Annotated in this window: 12 protein-coding genes; 4 read left to right on the top strand and 8 right to left on the bottom strand. The window is 62.5% G+C overall.

Features of this window, described 5'->3' with window-relative positions:
• Window positions 1-485 precede the first annotated feature (485 nt).
• Window positions 486-2,657: an adenylate/guanylate cyclase domain-containing protein gene (locus AC0L2B_RS03935; RefSeq protein WP_473744291.1), complete on the top strand. Its 2,172-nt coding sequence runs from the start codon at window positions 486-488 to the stop codon at window positions 2,655-2,657.
• Here AC0L2B_RS03935 and AC0L2B_RS03930 read toward each other — a convergent pair.
• The 3 genes from AC0L2B_RS03930 to AC0L2B_RS03920 all read right to left on the bottom strand — a co-directional run bounded on the left by AC0L2B_RS03930 (window position 2,654) and on the right by AC0L2B_RS03920 (window position 6,483).
• Window positions 2,654-3,181, bottom strand: a complete 528-nt coding sequence (locus AC0L2B_RS03930; RefSeq protein ID WP_473744290.1) for a YHS domain-containing (seleno)protein — start codon at window positions 3,179-3,181, stop codon at window positions 2,654-2,656. The genes AC0L2B_RS03935 and AC0L2B_RS03930 overlap by 4 nt on opposite strands.
• A gap of 504 nt (window positions 3,182-3,685) precedes the next feature.
• Window positions 3,686-4,696, bottom strand: a complete 1,011-nt coding sequence (locus tag AC0L2B_RS03925) for a phosphatase PAP2 family protein (RefSeq protein ID WP_473744288.1) — start codon at window positions 4,694-4,696, stop codon at window positions 3,686-3,688.
• An 875-nt stretch (window positions 4,697-5,571) separates the two neighbouring features.
• A complete protein-coding gene (locus AC0L2B_RS03920; protein WP_473744287.1) occupies window positions 5,572-6,483 on the bottom strand; it encodes a LysR family transcriptional regulator in 912 nt (303 codons plus the stop codon).
• A gap of 165 nt (window positions 6,484-6,648) precedes the next feature.
• On the opposite strand from AC0L2B_RS03920, the gene AC0L2B_RS03915 reads away from it, so the two are divergent.
• A complete protein-coding gene (locus tag AC0L2B_RS03915) occupies window positions 6,649-7,545 on the top strand; it encodes an MBL fold metallo-hydrolase (protein ID WP_473744286.1) in 897 nt (298 codons plus the stop codon).
• Window positions 7,546-8,032: 487 nt separating this feature from the next.
• Window positions 8,033-9,181: a CapA family protein gene (locus AC0L2B_RS03910; RefSeq protein WP_473744284.1), complete on the top strand. Its 1,149-nt coding sequence runs from the start codon at window positions 8,033-8,035 to the stop codon at window positions 9,179-9,181.
• A gap of 154 nt (window positions 9,182-9,335) precedes the next feature.
• Here AC0L2B_RS03910 and AC0L2B_RS03905 read toward each other — a convergent pair whose 3' ends face one another.
• Together AC0L2B_RS03905 and AC0L2B_RS03900 are read right to left on the bottom strand one after the other, a co-directional pair.
• Window positions 9,336-9,767: a c-type cytochrome gene (locus AC0L2B_RS03905; RefSeq protein WP_236473203.1), complete on the bottom strand. Its 432-nt coding sequence runs from the start codon at window positions 9,765-9,767 to the stop codon at window positions 9,336-9,338.
• A 75-nt stretch (window positions 9,768-9,842) separates the two neighbouring features.
• The gene (locus AC0L2B_RS03900; RefSeq protein WP_473744282.1) at window positions 9,843-10,202 is read right to left on the bottom strand and encodes a hypothetical protein; all 360 of its coding nucleotides are present in this window, start codon (window positions 10,200-10,202) and stop codon (window positions 9,843-9,845) included.
• A gap of 357 nt (window positions 10,203-10,559) precedes the next feature.
• Between AC0L2B_RS03900 and AC0L2B_RS03895 the strand changes: the two genes are divergently transcribed.
• Window positions 10,560-11,711 carry a helix-turn-helix transcriptional regulator gene (locus tag AC0L2B_RS03895; protein WP_473744280.1) on the top strand — a complete coding sequence of 384 codons (1,152 nt, stop codon included), beginning with the start codon at window positions 10,560-10,562 and terminating at the stop codon, window positions 11,709-11,711.
• A 169-nt stretch (window positions 11,712-11,880) separates the two neighbouring features.
• Here AC0L2B_RS03895 and AC0L2B_RS03890 read toward each other — a convergent pair whose 3' ends face one another.
• The 3 genes from AC0L2B_RS03890 to AC0L2B_RS03880 all read right to left on the bottom strand — a co-directional run bounded on the left by AC0L2B_RS03890 (window position 11,881) and on the right by AC0L2B_RS03880 (window position 15,663).
• Window positions 11,881-12,765 (bottom strand): patatin-like phospholipase family protein, encoded by an 885-nt coding sequence (locus AC0L2B_RS03890; RefSeq protein ID WP_236371366.1) that lies wholly within the window; start codon window positions 12,763-12,765, stop codon window positions 11,881-11,883.
• A 20-nt stretch (window positions 12,766-12,785) separates the two neighbouring features.
• A complete protein-coding gene (locus AC0L2B_RS03885; protein ID WP_473744278.1) occupies window positions 12,786-14,036 on the bottom strand; it encodes a M16 family metallopeptidase in 1,251 nt (416 codons plus the stop codon).
• Window positions 14,037-14,298: 262 nt separating this feature from the next.
• A complete protein-coding gene (locus AC0L2B_RS03880; protein ID WP_473744277.1) occupies window positions 14,299-15,663 on the bottom strand; it encodes a M16 family metallopeptidase in 1,365 nt (454 codons plus the stop codon).
• Window positions 15,664-15,695: the final 32 nt, after the last annotated feature.

The raw sequence follows: 15,695 nt of genomic DNA, 5'->3' as shown, positions 1-15,695 counted from the left end.
AATTCCTTAATTGGAAAAAGGTTTTCTCTTATTCGTCCTGCGAGGCGTTGATTGGTGGGTCAGCGAGCGTAGCGCGATTGGGAAAAGGTTTTCTCAGGAGAGATTAGGGGAAGGTGGTGGGGATGGCAAGAGGGATAGATTTGGTTTTGGGCGTGTCTAAGATTTCTTGCTAGGTGCTGTGATCTACGACCGCTTTGCGCCATTTCCAGACATTCCCGACGCTCTTCACGGGAGCGGACCTTCGCTTATCGTCCGAAACCGACCCCAAGCGGTCATCTGCGGTGCAGGCGATGAACGTCTCAATTGAGCCCATTCCAGACCTTCCGGTGCATGCACAGCAAAGGGCCTTGCGGCGATACAATGCCTCCGACTTCTGCTATGGTGCATTCCTCGAGCATAGGTGGTCTTAAAGAACGCCGTCGTGGATCGCAAGCTTGCTGCCATTCTTGCTGCCGATGTGGTGGGCTACTCCGCGCTGATGGAGCGTGACGGCCAAGCAGGCGGCCGACGCGCGCATGTGGGCCGGGGTCCATTTTCGCTCCGATGTGGTTGCGGGCCAAAAGATCGGTGAGGGTGTGGCCGAGCAGGTCATAGCGTTCGCGGTTCCACCGCCCAGCGGTGGGCGCGACGCTCGCCTTCGATTGGGGGCTCCTTGGGCTAAGCACTACGGAGCCCTAGGTTCCGTAGTGCTTAGCCCAGAGCTATCGGAAAAAGGTGGCCGAAGCGCACGGGGGAGAGTCGGATTGTCAACCGAGCATGTAGAGCGGCGACTTACGGCCATTCTAGCGGCCGACATCTCCGGCTACAGCCGACTGATGGGCAACGACGAGGAAGGTACGCTCGCCCAGCTGAAGGCGCATCGGCGTGCTCTGGTCGACCGAAAGATCAACGAACACCGCGGGCGGATTGTCAAGACCACCGGCGATGGGATGCTGATCGAGTTCGCGAGTGTGGTCGAGGCCGTGCGCTGCGCCGTCGAGATCCAGCGCGGCATGGCGGAACGCAATGTCGCGGTGCCGGCAGGACAACGTATCGAGTTCCGCGTCGGCATCAATGTCGGCGACATCATCATCGAAGATGACGACATTTTCGGGGATGGCGTCAACGTGGCGGCTCGCTTGGAGGGGCTCGCGGAGCCTGGCGGCATCTGCGTCTCGGGCCGCGTGCAGGAAGACGTGCAAGGCAAGCTCGACATTGCCTTTGAGGATATCGGCGAACAGAAGCTCAAGAACATCGCTCGGCCGGTGCGCGCCTTTCGCGTGCGGCTCGACGCCACGGCCGCTCCGGCGCCCGCCGGCTGGCGCCGGGGATTGTTCGCCGCTCTGGCTCTGATGATTTTGCTTATTGTAGGCGCGCTGTGGGCCGGTCTTGGCTCTGAGTGGAAATTTCTCAGCATTCTGCGCTCTGGCGATCAATTCACAAAAAGTGCTGAAGTCAGCACGAAACCCGCGATCGCCATTCTCCCGTTCCTGAACCAGAGCGACGATTCGGCTCGTCAGTATTTCGCGGATGGATTGACGCAGGATATCATCAACGCACTGGGTCGGTTCTCCGCGCTGACCGTGATGTCGTGGAACGCTGTCTTCCCCTACAAGGGAAAGCCCGCAAGCCCGGAGGAGATCGGCCGCGGTCTCGCCGTCAGCTATCTGGTCGAAGGCAGCGTCCGCCAGACCGGCGACCGCGTGCGGGTCATCGCGCAACTCGTCGACACAAGGCAGGGACGGGTGATTTGGTCTGCACGCTTCGAGGAGGCGCTGGCGGACGTGTTCGCGCTGCAGGACAACATTGTCACTCGCATCGTCAGAGTCCTGGCGATTCGCGTGACCCAGATCGAACAAAATCGGGTGTTCGCGAAGCCAACCGAAAATCTCGCAGCCTATGATTACGTGCTGCGCGCCAGGCCGGCATTGCAGAGCCCGACGCATGCAAACAATGTGGAGGCGCGCGCCCTGCTCAGACGCGCCATCGAGCTTGACCCGAACTACGCTGCTGCATATGCGGCACTTGCCGAAACCTATCACATTGCCAGCTCGATGGGCTGGGCGGAATCGCCAACCGCCTTCCTGAGCCGTGCCGAGGAACTGGCAATCAAGGCGCTGAGCCTTGATGATTCCGACGTGCGCGCGCGCATCACTCTCGGCCACATCCACCTCTTTCGTCAGAGATACAACCAGGCAGAGGTTGAGATCGAGCGCGCCATTGCGATCAATCCGAACGATGCTCACGGCCTCGCCGGGCGCGGCACCATCCTGTTGTGGCTGGGACAGACGGATGCGGCGATCGAGGCCTTGGAGCAGGCGCAGCGTATCGACCCCGATCTCAATGCGATCGATCGCTTTGCGCTGAGCCTGGCCTACTATCTGAAACGCCGTTACGACGCGGCGATCGAACAGGCGGAACTTAGTCTTCGAACAACCGCAGGCGCGAACTTCAGCCGTATCCTGCTGGCGGCCGCCTATGCACAAGTCGATCGAGCGGAGGACGCCGCGCGTGTCGTGACGATGATACGCCGCATCGACCCAACCTTCGACCCGCAGGAGTTCGGAACCAAGTTTCTAAGCTCTGGCGATCTCGAACATCTGCGCGACGGATTCCGCAAGGCCCGCCTCTACCCCGTCACAGGCGACCTGCCACCGGCCGAGAGAATGAACCGCTAATGTCCTTGAAGTAGCGCGCGGTTCTGGTTGGCCTTCGCGATGTTCGCAGCAAGGTCCTGCTGGAAGAGCGCGGGTCCCATCGGGGCCGGTTTGCCGAAAATATAAAGCTTTCCGTCGCTGATCAGCCAGTTCTCCGGGTTGGCCTCGTCGATCTCGCCCAGGGCCAGCGCCATTGCACAAAAATTTCCGAACTCTGGCGCGTAGCGAACAGGATCGGCCTTGAAAAGCTCGCGATGCTCGGCGTTCGCGAAGAGGTAGCGGTGCTCATCCCATTCGTACTCGATCTCCGGCAGCCCGCGCGTGGGGCTTCCGATGGTGAAATAGGCAACCGGGTCATAACCCTTGATCGCCAGCGGAACCGCTTCCGTGGCAAAAGAGGGCATCGAGGTCGCAAACAGGGCGGCTGTGACCGCCAGAACGAAGCGAATGGCATTTCGCCGAGAGACATTGTGCATGGCGAATTCCCTGATTTGACCGTCCCGGGCCGCTACCAGCCCCGCGGCAAGCGAAACCGTCTGCGTCATTCCGTTCGGGCACTAATTATCGCTCTTGTAGCGCTCGGCCGCAACACGTTTCGGAGATTTTCGGAGTGCGAATGTGGTGAGGCCGGCGCCCATTGCAGGGGCGCCGGGCTCCATTCTTCGTCTGCTTAGTCCGCATCGCGGTCATTCGTGCTCATCGCATTGAGGGTCTGCTTCCCACCCAACCTAGTCCTCCAACGGCTTCTTCCGCGTGCAGAGCGGTTAAAAGCACGGGTCGCCTCGATTGCGCCACCTGCTGACGTTTTGCGCCGGACGCAGCCAATGTCACGAGTCGACTCCGAAGCGGGTCTATAGATCGGGGCGCAGGGGAACGGCAACTTGGAAGCCCTGTTGCGTCTCAGGTCACAAAGCGTCAGAAGATGAAGGCGCGTGGCGCCTGCAACTTTCTGATACGTGGCGAACAAAGTTCCGTTCTACCCCTTTGGCCTCGACCGGCGATCGGCAAAGAAGGTTTCGAACGGGTCGAGCACGTGTCCTCTCCTTCCGCTAGTCAGCTCCGTCCTTTCTCGCCCGCTCGATGAATTTCTCCGCGACCGCTTTGCCGAGTGCGGCACCGGCCTTGTTGTCCATCTCATAGTGGATGCCGGCCCAGACGCGCGAATCGCCGGCCTCTTTGCCAACTTTGCGGATGAATTCCGCATGGCTGGGAAACAGGTATGCCAGGACCTCGCATCGGGCAGTCGAGAGCGTGGAGTGGTTCGACGGATAACTGGGATGGGCTGGAACTGCGAACAGGGGAGTGATGCTCGCGTCAAGCATGTTAGGCCGCAGATACCAATAGGCGTACTTCCCGTCGTTGCTTGCAATATAGGCGTCGTAATAGACCGTTGCGAGCATCGCGTAAGCCCGCGCGGCACGCGGCGGGTTCGTATCCGTCTTGTCCTCGAACATCCACTTGCTGGCATAGTCATACCAGTCGGTGAACAGGCCGGATGGGCTTTGCCAGTAGAACGCTTTGTAGCTGCTAGGGAATTTTCGTTCAGACTGTCGGATTGCATCCATCTCGGCCTTTACGGCCGGGGACTGGCAGTCGGGCGGCGCCGGCGGCCTGAATTCATCGGGTGCAGCCAGCACGATCGGCTTCCAGTTTGGCATGTTTACATTGGCGGGTTTGTTCCCGACCCACATGCACGGCCCAGTCGGAACAGTGCCGCTCCACACTGCATCGGAGCCATCGGCCTTTGCCCGCGCAATCACCTGCTCTGCGACCCTGCGCCCCAACTCCAGGCCGGCGGAAGAATCGCTTGGGAACTGGACACCGGCAAGGACACGCGACTGTGCCGCTTCTTCGGCCATTGCCTTGAACGACGATGTCTCTTCGGGAAAGAAATAAGAAAGAACGGTCGCGGCAGCTCCGGCGGCTGCGGCATGCTCGGATGGATAGGAGGGACTCCGCGGCGGCGGCAGCGCAGTCGCCAGTGTCGCATCCGCCTCGCTCGGGCGCGGCCGATTGTAGAAGTACTTCGCGTCCCAGGCAGCAATGGTGGCGTCGTACATCGCCATCGTCAAATAGGAGTAGACGCGGTGCGCATTTGGAATCTGCTGGCTTTCGAGAAGGCGATTGTTGACCAGATCGATCCATCGGTACCCAGGCGAGCCGGCGTCCCAGAAGGTGATTTTGTCGGCGGCAGCCGGATCCTTTTGCGCCAAGAGATCCCGCATCTGTGCCAATTCGGCTGCTGCGGCGGAGGCGTCAGGCGGCGGCGGGACTCGGAAGTCCTCGCCAGACGTGATTACCCACGTCTTCCACGTTCCAGCCTCTGGTTCTATCAAATCCGATTGGGCGAAAGCGCAGTTCCCTGAAAAAAGGATTACCGCGCAGGCCTTGCCGAAACCGCTAAGCATGCGAGCCTCCCATAGGTCCCTCCGCCCAAAGACGGAAGGTTTTCCGTTTTCAAACCTTTATTTTAGTGAAGACTAATCATACTCCCAGACGCTGCCGGGTAAAAGGGATAAAGTTAGAGCCCGGCAGTGTCGATCTCAGTCGACCTGTCGCCCGGTGCCAATTCCAACCGGCAGGAGAAGCGCGAAGCAGTGGTGGGCGGTCGGTGCTTGTTGCCCGAGATGGTCATCTCCTCCAACAAGAGGGGAGATCGGCAGTTCGGGCCTTGGCGGTCATCTTGCAACGCTGGTGATTGGCGAAGGCGCCGATGACGGCTGATCTCTCCCCTTGAGGGGGAGATGCCCGGGAGGGCAGAGGGGGTCGGTTCGACCGGGCGCGGTCTCCTCTCTTGCGACAGTGGAGGTTGGCGCATTACGCTAGACGATCCCCTCTGGCCTGCCGGCTTTCGTCGTTTGGAAAGCCAAGCAATTGGCTTTCCGTCCGCTTCGCGGACCACTCCTCAACCCCACAAGGGGGGAGATCGGCAGCTTCAGCCTCGGCGCCCCTCCCCGCCTGACTCTGCCTTCTGCTCGGCCGCGATCAGCATCTCGACAAACCTTGTCACCTTGGGCGGCCGAAAACGTGCGGCGGGGTAGACTGTGTAGATGCCTCCGGAGGGCAGCCGCCATTTGGGCAGGATCTGGACGAGCCGCCCTGCGGCCAGCTCATCCCGCACCAAAAAGTCCGGCAGCACCGACAGGCCGGCGCCGGCGCGCACGGCCGCCAGCACTGCCGGCGTCGCGTCGATGGCGATCGTTGCCTGCATGCGCACAGCCTCATGCTCATCGTCGCCGCGCGAAAATTGCCAGAGCAGCGGTTCGCGCAGCGCCATGTTGGCGACGAAGGGCAGCCCGGCCAAGTCTTGCGGGTCGCCGGCCTTGAAGCGCCCGGCAAACTCGGCGCCGCACACCATGAATTGCCGAAAGATGCCGATGCGTCGTGCCTGCAGGCTGGAATCGGCCAGCCAGCCGACGCGGATCGCCACGTCCATCCCACCGGACGCCAGGTCGATGGTCTCGTCGCCCAGCGTCAGCTCCACCCGGCAGGCGGGGTAGCGCGCGCTGAAGGCGGCGACCACCGGCACCACCGCTGAGGTGCCGTAATCGTTGGACGCGGCGATGCGCAGCGTGCCGGTCGGCTCGGCGGCGGCCTGCGCGAGCTCGTCGAAGGCATCCTCGGCCTGCTGCAGAACCTGCAGGCAGCGGGCATGGAATGTCCGGCCGGCCTCGGTCGGATGGACGCGCCGCGTCGTGCGGATCAGCAGCGTCGTTCCGACATCACGCTCCAGCCGCGCCACCTGCTGGCTGACGACCGCCTTGGTTATGCCCAGCCGCTCGGCGGCCCGCGTGAACGAGCCGGCATCGACCACCGCAGCGAAATAGGCCAGCCGGTTCAGGTTCATGCGCGGCTCATGGCTAATGCGACCTCATTGTCAGGCAATGGCATACATTACGTCTATTTTGTTGGCCTTCAATACGCATTCCGCCTCCGCCATCTTCCCGGCATCGAGGCTGCGCCGGAAGATGCGCCCGCCCGAATTCCGCATTCTCAAGCCCAGGAGAGATCCATGTTCACACGGAGAGCCATCATGAAAACCACCCTCGCCGCCGGCGCCGCTGCCATCTTCGCTCCCGCCGGACTTGGCCGTGCAGCCGCAGGGCTTTCCTGGAAACATTTTCCGGCTGGCGAAAACGGCTTCTTTCGCGCCCCGGTGCTGATCACCGGCGCCTCCGAGGCGCTGCTGATCGACGGCGGTTTCACCTATTCCGACGGCCGCGCCGTGGCCGAGGCGATCAAGGCGACCGGCAAGACGCTCACCACCATCTATGTCAGCCAGTCCGACCCTGACTATTATTTCGGCCTCAAGCCGATCAAGCAGGTTTTTCCGCAGGCACGGGTGATCGCCGCTGCCAAGACGGTGGCCGCCATCAATGGCAGCGTCGACAAGAAAATCGCCGTCTGGGGGCCGCAGCTCAAGGAGAATGGCCCGCAGGCGCTCGCCGATGTTGTCATCCCCGAAGTCTTCGACGGCAAGACGCTCACCGTCGATGGCGAGACCATCGAGATCGTCGATGCCGAAGGCCTTGCCAATCGGCGCTATCTCTCGGTGCCGTCGCTGAATGCGGTGTTCGGCGGGGTGATGATTTTTTCCGGCGTGCATGTCTGGACCGCCGACACGTCGGGCAAGGAACAGCGCGCCGCCTGGCTCGCCAATCTCGAAAAGATTGTTGCCGCCAAGCCTGAAATCATCGTGCCCGGCCACATGACGCTGCAGGCCGCCACCGACCTTTCGGGCGTCGAGCACACCAAAACCTATCTCATCGCCTTCGAGGAAGAACTGGCCAAGGCCAAGGACGCGGCCGCGCTCAAGACCGCCATGGAAGCCCGTTTTCCCGGCCTCGGCATGGGCGTGGCGCTCGACATCGGCTCCAAGGTCGCCACCGGCGAGATGAAGTGGGGCTGAGAGCGCCAAGCTGGAATGAAGCTGCGCTCCAATAGGGATTCTTGCGAAGATGGACCCCCACCCTAACCCTCCCCACAAGGGGGAGGGAACGCTGCCGCGCGCCCTCACTTTGCCTTTGGAAAGACAGGCAATTTGCCGAGATCAGCGCCAGCCGAAGACTCCCTCCCCCTTGTGGGGAGGGTTAGGGGTGGGGTACATCGTAGAGCGAAAGCCTCGGCTATACTGGGAGAAGTGCCCGGCAGGGCGATGAGGGGCAGCGCAAACCTGGGGTGATTGCCGTTCGCGGTCGCTCAGCCCCCTCACCAACATTCTGAATCCGCCCCCAGGTGCTCTTGGTTCCCCAGATGCCGGAGCGATGCGCCTCGAGCTGCACGATCTGGCTGTGGTCAACGAACAGGTTGATCTCGCGGCGCGCGATGGATCCGCGCAAATTGGCTGGGAACCCCTTGGGGTCACCGGGTGTTGGCACGCAGGAGATTCGAGAGCGATGCCGCAGATCGCGAACAACGCCGCCGCAGGATCTGAACGGTCCGTCCGAAGCAGCGCAAAGCTGTTCCTGTGCGGCGACGTGATGCTCGGGCGCGGCATCGACCAGGTCCTCGCCAGTCCCGGCGATCCGCACCTTGGCAAGCGCTTTGTCAAATCGGCGACGACCTATGTCGAGCTTGCCGAACGCGTCAATGGCCCGATCCCGAGAAAGGTCGACGAGGCGTATGTCTGGGGCGATGCGCTTAACGAATTGGGTCGTGAAGCGCCCGACGCGCGGATCGTCAATCTCGAGACCAGCATCACCACCAGCCTGTCCTTGGCGCCCAAGGGGATCAATTACAAGATGAACCCGGCAAACATCGGCTGCCTGGCGGCGGCACGGATAGACTGCTGCGTGCTCGCCAACAACCATGTGCTCGACTGGGATGAGCCTGGCCTCGTCGAGACCCTCGACACGCTCCGACTTGCCGGCCTCGCCTATGCCGGGGCCGGGCTTGACGCGGACGAGGCGGCGGCGCCTGCCGTCATTGAACTGGCCGGCGGCGGCCGCGTGCTGGTCTTCGGCTTCGCGCTGGAGTCGAGCGGCGTTCCAGCTTCATGGGCAGCCGAAGCTTATAAGCCAGGCGTCAATTTGCTGGCGGATGTCTCGGCCCGGTCGTTCAAGCAGATCGCCCGATCGGTGCAGGCCATAAAACAGCCTGGCGACCTCGCGGTGGCCTCGATCCACTGGGGCGGCAACTGGGGCTACCTAGTCCCGGCGGAAGAACGCGCGCTTGCCCATGCACTCATCGATGTCGCAGGTTTCGATGTCGTGCATGGGCACTCCTCCCACCATCCCAAGCCGATCGAAATCCACAACGGCCGGCTGATCCTTTATGGATGCGGCGACTTCCTCACCGACTATGAGGGGATAACAGGGTACGAAACGTTTCGTGGTGAGCTTGCGCTGATGTACCTGCCGCGGCTCGCCGTACCGGGCGGTACGCTTGTTTCGCTCGACCTGGTGCCGTTCCAGCTCGCCAGGTTCCGGCTAAACCGCGCCCTGCGCGAAGATGCCGCCTGGCACGCTGCCATGCTTGAGCGCGAGTGCTCACCCTTCGGCACACATGTGGCGCTCGGCGACGACCGTCTCGCTGTCCTTTGGTGAACCGCCTGCGGTCGGCAGGCAATGGCGCTAAAGCGCGTCGCGTTCGACCGGCTCAAGCGACGCGCTTCAGGTTGTTGTTTTATGCATGTCGTTATCGCAAAACCGCTGCACACCCTCGGGTCAGGCCCGAGGGCATGCTTTTGCGCGACATGCACTAATTTTCCAGCCTCTCGGGCCGACCCCGGCCAAGCGCACCGTCGGCGCGGGCCTGCAAATAGGCGTAGATGTCGTCGATGTAGGGAGCGACGTTGGGATCGTCGGCGAAGCCCTTCATCACCGAAGCGCCGCTGCGCACGCCGTCGCGAACATTGCGCCGAAAGACCTCGATGCCGGGCAGCCGGTCGACAAGCGCCGAGGCGAAGGTCGAGCCCATGCCGTCGGGGCCATGGCAGTGATTGCAGCTGCCATGGTAGCGACGAAAACCGTTATAGGTTCGCGCATCGACCTTGTTGCCGACAGCCTCGTAGAACTTGCCAGGGGCCAGCTCAGCCTGCGAAGACGCGGCGAAGCCGGCGGCAACGGTAAAGACAACAACAGCCAGGACGAACCATGGAGACATCGTCTGTCGCCCATGTTGCAGGCTCATCCAGCGCCGCCGCAACGCGCATGCCCCCGGACCACTCGATGTTGGATCACTGATGTTGGATCACTCAACCCTGGATCAGTCGACGGCGAGCTTCGGGGTAGAAACCACGATCCCGTCTATCGGTTGTGGGCTGACGACAAGCTTGCCGCCGACACGCGATATCTCGATGATCTGGTCCGACTCTCCCAGCTTGCCCGGCACCGAGACCGCGACTATCTGGTTCTCGGTCAGTGTCGCCACGAAACGCACTGGCAAGCCAGCCTCGCCCTGCGCGATTGTGGTGACCACCCGATACCCGTCCTCCTGAGGCGTATAATAGACGACACCAAGGAAGCCGGCGAGATCGATGCTTTCGGCCTTCATGGCTCCAAGCTCGTCGGCATGCGCGGGCATCGCCGCCATGCAAAGTGCTGCAAAAGCAATGTACCTGTACATAATGCTGCTCCATCCCGAATTGTCCGGGACGAACCCGGCTCAAGTTTTCAACAATAGACGGTTGCGCGCCGTGTTAGTCGGCGCACGCAGGCAGAAATTCTGGATTAGTCCCCCCGGCTGCACCACAGTGGCGAAGGCCCGCGAGCCAGGAACGCGCTGAACCCCACTGGTTGTCACAGTTAAGTGTGACCTTATCTTCTGGGCGAGAGTATTTCACCGCCCGGGTCCTTGCGCATCCCCTGTTTGGGGGAGATAATCGGAATTTAAGCGATCGCTAAAATTTGGAGAGGCGAGAGCACCTGTGGGAGCGCGCTACTTTCCGCGTCGGACGCGCTGTCGACATGCGGGGGGCCGTCGATGGCCAAGGCATTGTCGCATCATGATCTGTCGAAGCTGATCGGCTCAATCTATGATTGCGCACTCGACCCGGGGCGATGGGAGCAGGCGCTGGCTGGGATCAGGGATGCGCTCGATGCCCAGACTGCGGTTCTGCAGCTTGACGACCTCGCCAATGATCAGCTGCTGATCTACAGGACCGTGGGAATAGAGCCATACTGGCTGGAGCAACAGGCGAAATATATCCCCGAGATCCACGCCCGGCTGCTCGAGGATCTCTCGACATGGCCTTCGCTCGATATGCCGCATGTGGTCTCACGCCATATCCCTCAAACCTACCTGGAGACCTCCCGATATTTTCAGGAGTTCCTGAAGCCGCAAGGCCTGGTCGACGTCATGTCGTTCTTCCTGATCCACACCCCTACCCGCCTTGCCGGCTTCGCCGTTGCTCGGCATAAGCGGCAAGGCATCATCACCGAGCGCGAAATCAAGCTTGGCAGACTGTTGCAGCCGCATGTGCGCCGTTCGGTGATGATCAGCAACATGCTGGACATCGGCACTGTCGAGCGCGCAGGAATGGCCGAGGCACTCGATGCGCTCACATGCGCCGTGGTCCTCACCAATGAACGTGGTGCCGTCCTGCACGCCAACCGCTCGGCCAAGCACATGCTGCGGAGCGGCGGCCCGATTCAGGATGTCCGTGGCATTCTGCAAGCGAAGATCCCGTCGGCTTCCAGGGAACTTCACAGCGCCATCATGCTTGCGGCTCAGGATGAGGTCAGCATCGGCAAGACAGGGCTTGCCGTCCTCCTCAGCGAATCCGGCCTGCCGCCCGTCTTCGCCCGCGTGCTGCCGATGGCCGGCGGCGACCTGCGCGCCGGCATGGAACCCGCGGCGGTTGCCGCGGTGTTCATCGGCAATGCACCGGACGAGCATGACGCCGCCGGAATGCTGGCGAGAGCCTTTGGGCTTACGCTGGCCGAAACCCGCGTGCTCGCCAGCCTTGTCGCCGGGCACACCTTGGCCGAGACCGCCGCCAGCCTTCACATTGCCAACGCGACCGCCAAGACGCATCTCGACAATATCTTCCAGAAGACCGGCGCCTCCCGCCAGGCCGATCTGATGCGCCTCGTCATGCAGATCGTTCCGCCCGCCGGGCAGCCTGGTCCCTGAACCACACTCGTTCACCGCTTTGGATACAGGTATCCAACGCCGCGGATGGTCTTGATCAGTTCCGGCTTGGCCGGGTCCAGTGCCGGACCGGGAAGCGATCAGCCAAACGGTTCCGGTCCGGCGGAAAATGTTCGGCGCTTGCGCTTGTTTCGATTGAAGCCGCCAGGCGTCAGACTTTCCGCGCCACGCCCCCAACCTGCTTGGGCCGCTTGCTCGTGTCGACCTTGGCCCGCGCCTCCACCGCCTTCTCGATCTCCCGCTTCAGCTCGTCCTTGATATCAGCCGTTTCGGCCATCAAGGCGTCGATCTTCATGAAATCGAGCACGCGGTATTTCGACACCGCCGGCCTGACCAATATGTCCGGCTGGCATTGCCTCAGCTTGGCGGCGATGATCGACTGCATCATCAATTGCGTGGCGCCGAACATCAGGTCGACGGAGGTCGGGTATTTGCGCCCGCCTTTGGCCGGCGCGCCGACGACGTCGACGGCGATGATGATGTCGGCGTCGTCCTCGATCAGGTCGAACGGCACCGGATTGTAGATGCCGCCGTCGATCAGTAGCCTGCCGTCGCGCATCACCGGGCGGAATACCGCGGGAATAGCCGCAGAGGCGGCAAGCGCTGAATGCAGGTCGCCGTCGCGCAGCACGGCGAGCTTATGGCCGAAGAAATCCGTTGCCGTCACCTTCAACGGTATTTTCAGCTCGGCGAAGCTTTCGGGTATGGCGTCGGGCATGAATGCCTTGAGGATGCGCTCGACATTGAACTGGGTGACACCCAGCCCGCCCTGCAGCGCCTCGGCAAAGGTGCCTGGCCGCGCCCGCCACATGCGCGCCGCCACCTCGGCGCGGCGGCCGAGGATCGAGCGCATGTAGTGGTGAATGTCGCTGCCGGCCATGCCCGAAGCCATGCCGGCGCCCATGATGGCGCCGATTGATGAGCCTGATATGGCGACCGGCCTTATACCCAGCTCGTCCAGCACCTCGATGACATGGATATGCGCCAGCCCGCGCGCGCCGCCGCCGCCGAAGGCGATGCCGAAGCTCGGGCTCATCCCCTGCCCCCCATTTGGGCTCATTCCTCCTTGGCCTCGCCGTGCTTCGGCCCGACGACCATGACGGCCGGCTCGGCGGAAAGCAGCTTTTTCGCCGCCGCCTTGACCTGATCCAGCGTCACCGCGTTGATGAGGGCGGCGCGGCGCTGCATATAGTCGCTGCCGAGCTTGTCGAGCTGCAGCTCGAGCAGCGTCGCGGCGATGGCGGCGGAGGAGTTCAGATTGTTGATGGCGTAGGCGCCGATCAAGTATTTCTTGGTCGCCGCCAGTTCTGCTTCGGTCGGCCCTTCCTGGGCCATGCGCTTCACCACCTCGCGCACGACAGCCAAAGTCTCGGCCGCCCGGTCCGCGCGGGTCGCCGTGGTGATGGCCAGGGCGTTGGCGTGCTGGTGGTCGACCAGGTCGGAACTGACGCTGTAGGCCAGGCCGCGTTTTTCACGCACCTCTTCGAACAGCCGCGAGGTGAAGGCGCTGCCGCCGAGGATCTCGTTCATCAGAACCGCGGCGAAGAAATCCGGCGCACTCCGCTCGACGCCGGGATAGGCGAGTTGCAGCGACGTCTGGGGCTGATCGTAATTGACTTCGAGCTGCTGGTTGAGTTTCGGATCGACATCGGCGACCGCGCTAAGCGCCTGATGCTGTGGCAGGCCGCCGAAGACCAGATCGAGCTTTTTCTTCAACGTCTCGGCATCGATGGCACCGACCACCGCCACATGCAGGCCATCACGAGCAAAATTCGCCTTGTGAAAGGCGATGAGATCGTCCGGCGTGATGGTGGCGATGCTATGCCTGGTGCCCTCTTCGGGCCGCGCATAGGGATGGGTGCCGTATAGTGCCTCCAGCCATTTGCGCTGAGCGAGCGTGTCCGGGTCAAGCTCGTTGGCGATGATGCCGGACAGCACTTGCGCGCGAATGCGGTCGATTGGCGCCTGGTCGAAACGCGGCTCTGTGACCGCCAGCCGCAACAGGTCGAACGCCGCGTCGCGCTGCTCGGCAAGCATGCGCATCGAGCCATAGATGCCGTCGCGCGCCGCTTCGAAGCTCATCTCGGCGCCGACGTCGTCGAGCTTGATCTGGAAGGCCTCGCTGTCGAGATTGCCGGCGCCCTCGTCGAACAGGCCGCTCATCAGATTGGCAAGGCCCACCTTTCCAGCGGGATCCTGCGTCGTGCCGCCGTCGAAGGCAAAGCGGATGGCGACGAGCGGTACGGAATAGTCCTCCACCAGCCAGGCGGTGATGCCCTTTGACGACGTCACCTCCTGGATGCTCATGGCCGCACGAGCGGAAAGCGCCGGCAGGACGAGGAAGACGAGGGAGAGGAGCAGGGTAACTAAAGGGGCTATGCGCGACCTTCCCTTCTCCCCTTGTGGGAGAAGGTGGCCGAGCGAAGCTCGGTCGGATGAGGGGTGCTCCAGCTTGGTACCGACAGCACTCCGTCCAACACCCCTCATCCGTCTTGGCGCTGCGCGCCAATCCACCTTCTCCCACAAGGGGAGAAGGCAAAACGCGCCGCTATGCTGGTTCCTCATCAAATCAATTCCCTGCCTGTGTCTGCGGCAAGAGATAGCCTGATGTCGAATGGTTGAGATTGAGATAGCGCGCCGCAACCTGCCTGACTTCGTCGGCGGTGACCTTGCGGATGCGGCCCGGCCATTCCTCGACATCCCGGACGTTACCGCCGGTGGCGAGCGTCGCGCCGTAGATGTTGGCCATCGAATCCTGCTTGTCGCGGGCGAAGATCATCGAGCGGACGAAACGATCCTTGGCCTTCTCCAACTCGCCCGATGTGACGCCCTCGCTGGCGATGCGGGCGACCTCGGCCTCGACCGCCGCCTGGACATCGGCCAGCTTAGCGTCGCCGCGCGGCGCGCCATAGACGGTGAAGTTGGTGGCATCGAGCATGGTGCCCTGGAAAAAGGCGCCGGCCTCGGCGGCAATGCCTTGCTTGACGACAAGCTGCTGGTACAGCCGGCTGCGGCTGCCGCCGCCGAGGATCTCCGCCAGCAGGTCCAGCGCTTCCGCTTCGCCCGGCTTTGCGGTGTGATAGGAGGGAACCACCCATTGCGTCGAAAAATTCGGCACGCTGACACGCGCGTCAGCGAGCGTCACCGTGCGCCTGGTGTTCTGTTCGGGTTCGACCGGACGGATGCGCGGCGGCAGGTCTGGACCACGCGCGACCTTGCCATAGGTCTTTTCGGCCAGCGCCTTGACCACCTGCGGCTCGACATCGCCGGCCACCACCAGCACGGCGTTGTTGGGCGTATAATATTTGTCGTAGAAAGCCTTGGCGTCGGCGCGGTTCAGCTTCTCCATCTCCTGCATCCAGCCGATCACCGGAATGCGATAGGGTTGGTTCTGCCAGAGCGTGGCGTCGACCTCCTCGCCGAGCACTGCCTGCGGATTGCTGTCGATGCGCGAGCGGCGTTCCTCGAGGATGACGTCGCGCTCGGTGGCGATGACGTCGTCGTTGAGGATGAGGTTGCGCATGCGATCGGCCTCGAAATCCATCATCTGCTCGAGCGCCTGCGGCACCACCGTCTCGTAAAAGGCGGTGTAGTCATAGGAGGTGAAAGCGTTGTTCGAACCGCCGATGGCGGAGACGGCGCGGTCGAACGCGCCGGCCGCATGGTTGGTCGTCGCCTTGAACATCAGATGCTCGAAGAAATGGGCGATGCCGGACTTGCCCGGCGGCTCATCGGCGCTGCCGATCTTGTACCACACCATATGAGTGACGATCGGCGCGCGGCGATCGGGGATGACAACGACCTCCATGCCGTTGTCGAGCAGGAAATTCGTCACCTTGCCGTCTTCCGGCTTGGTGTCGGCCAGAACCGGGCCGGTCATCACAACAGCCAGCGCAAAAAGCGTTCCGCGCAGCCAGTCAGCCTGAGATGTCATTAACGACTCCGGTTGTCATGGGGTGGGACGAT

It is taken from the genome of Mesorhizobium sp. WSM4815, from assembly GCF_055811575.1.
The sequence above is the reverse complement of the archived record's forward strand: the minus strand, read 5'-3'. Positions and strand labels throughout refer to the sequence as shown.

What these genes read in the sequence shown, in the direction of transcription:
- AC0L2B_RS03920 (WP_473744287.1), bottom strand. Translation starts at nt 6,483, where the DNA reads ATGAACCTGAACCGGCTGGCCTATTTCGCTGCGGTGGTCGATGCCGGC.
- AC0L2B_RS03890 (WP_236371366.1), bottom strand. Translation starts at nt 12,765, where the DNA reads ATGAGCCCGAGCTTCGGCATCGCCTTCGGCGGCGGCGGCGCGCGCGGG.
- AC0L2B_RS03885 (WP_473744278.1), bottom strand. Translation starts at nt 14,036, where the DNA reads ATGAGCATCCAGGAGGTGACGTCGTCAAAGGGCATCACCGCCTGGCTG.
- AC0L2B_RS03880 (WP_473744277.1), bottom strand. Translation starts at nt 15,663, where the DNA reads ATGACATCTCAGGCTGACTGGCTGCGCGGAACGCTTTTTGCGCTGGCT.
- AC0L2B_RS03915 (WP_473744286.1), top strand. Translation starts at nt 6,649, where the DNA reads ATGTTCACACGGAGAGCCATCATGAAAACCACCCTCGCCGCCGGCGCC.
- AC0L2B_RS03925 (WP_473744288.1), bottom strand. Translation starts at nt 4,696, where the DNA reads ATGTACGACGCCACCATTGCTGCCTGGGACGCGAAGTACTTCTACAAT.
- AC0L2B_RS03910 (WP_473744284.1), top strand. Translation starts at nt 8,033, where the DNA reads ATGCCGCAGATCGCGAACAACGCCGCCGCAGGATCTGAACGGTCCGTC.
- AC0L2B_RS03930 (WP_473744290.1), bottom strand. Translation starts at nt 3,181, where the DNA reads ATGACGCAGACGGTTTCGCTTGCCGCGGGGCTGGTAGCGGCCCGGGAC.
- AC0L2B_RS03895 (WP_473744280.1), top strand. Translation starts at nt 10,560, where the DNA reads ATGGCCAAGGCATTGTCGCATCATGATCTGTCGAAGCTGATCGGCTCA.
- AC0L2B_RS03905 (WP_236473203.1), bottom strand. Translation starts at nt 9,767, where the DNA reads ATGAGCCTGCAACATGGGCGACAGACGATGTCTCCATGGTTCGTCCTG.
- AC0L2B_RS03900 (WP_473744282.1), bottom strand. Translation starts at nt 10,202, where the DNA reads ATGTACAGGTACATTGCTTTTGCAGCACTTTGCATGGCGGCGATGCCC.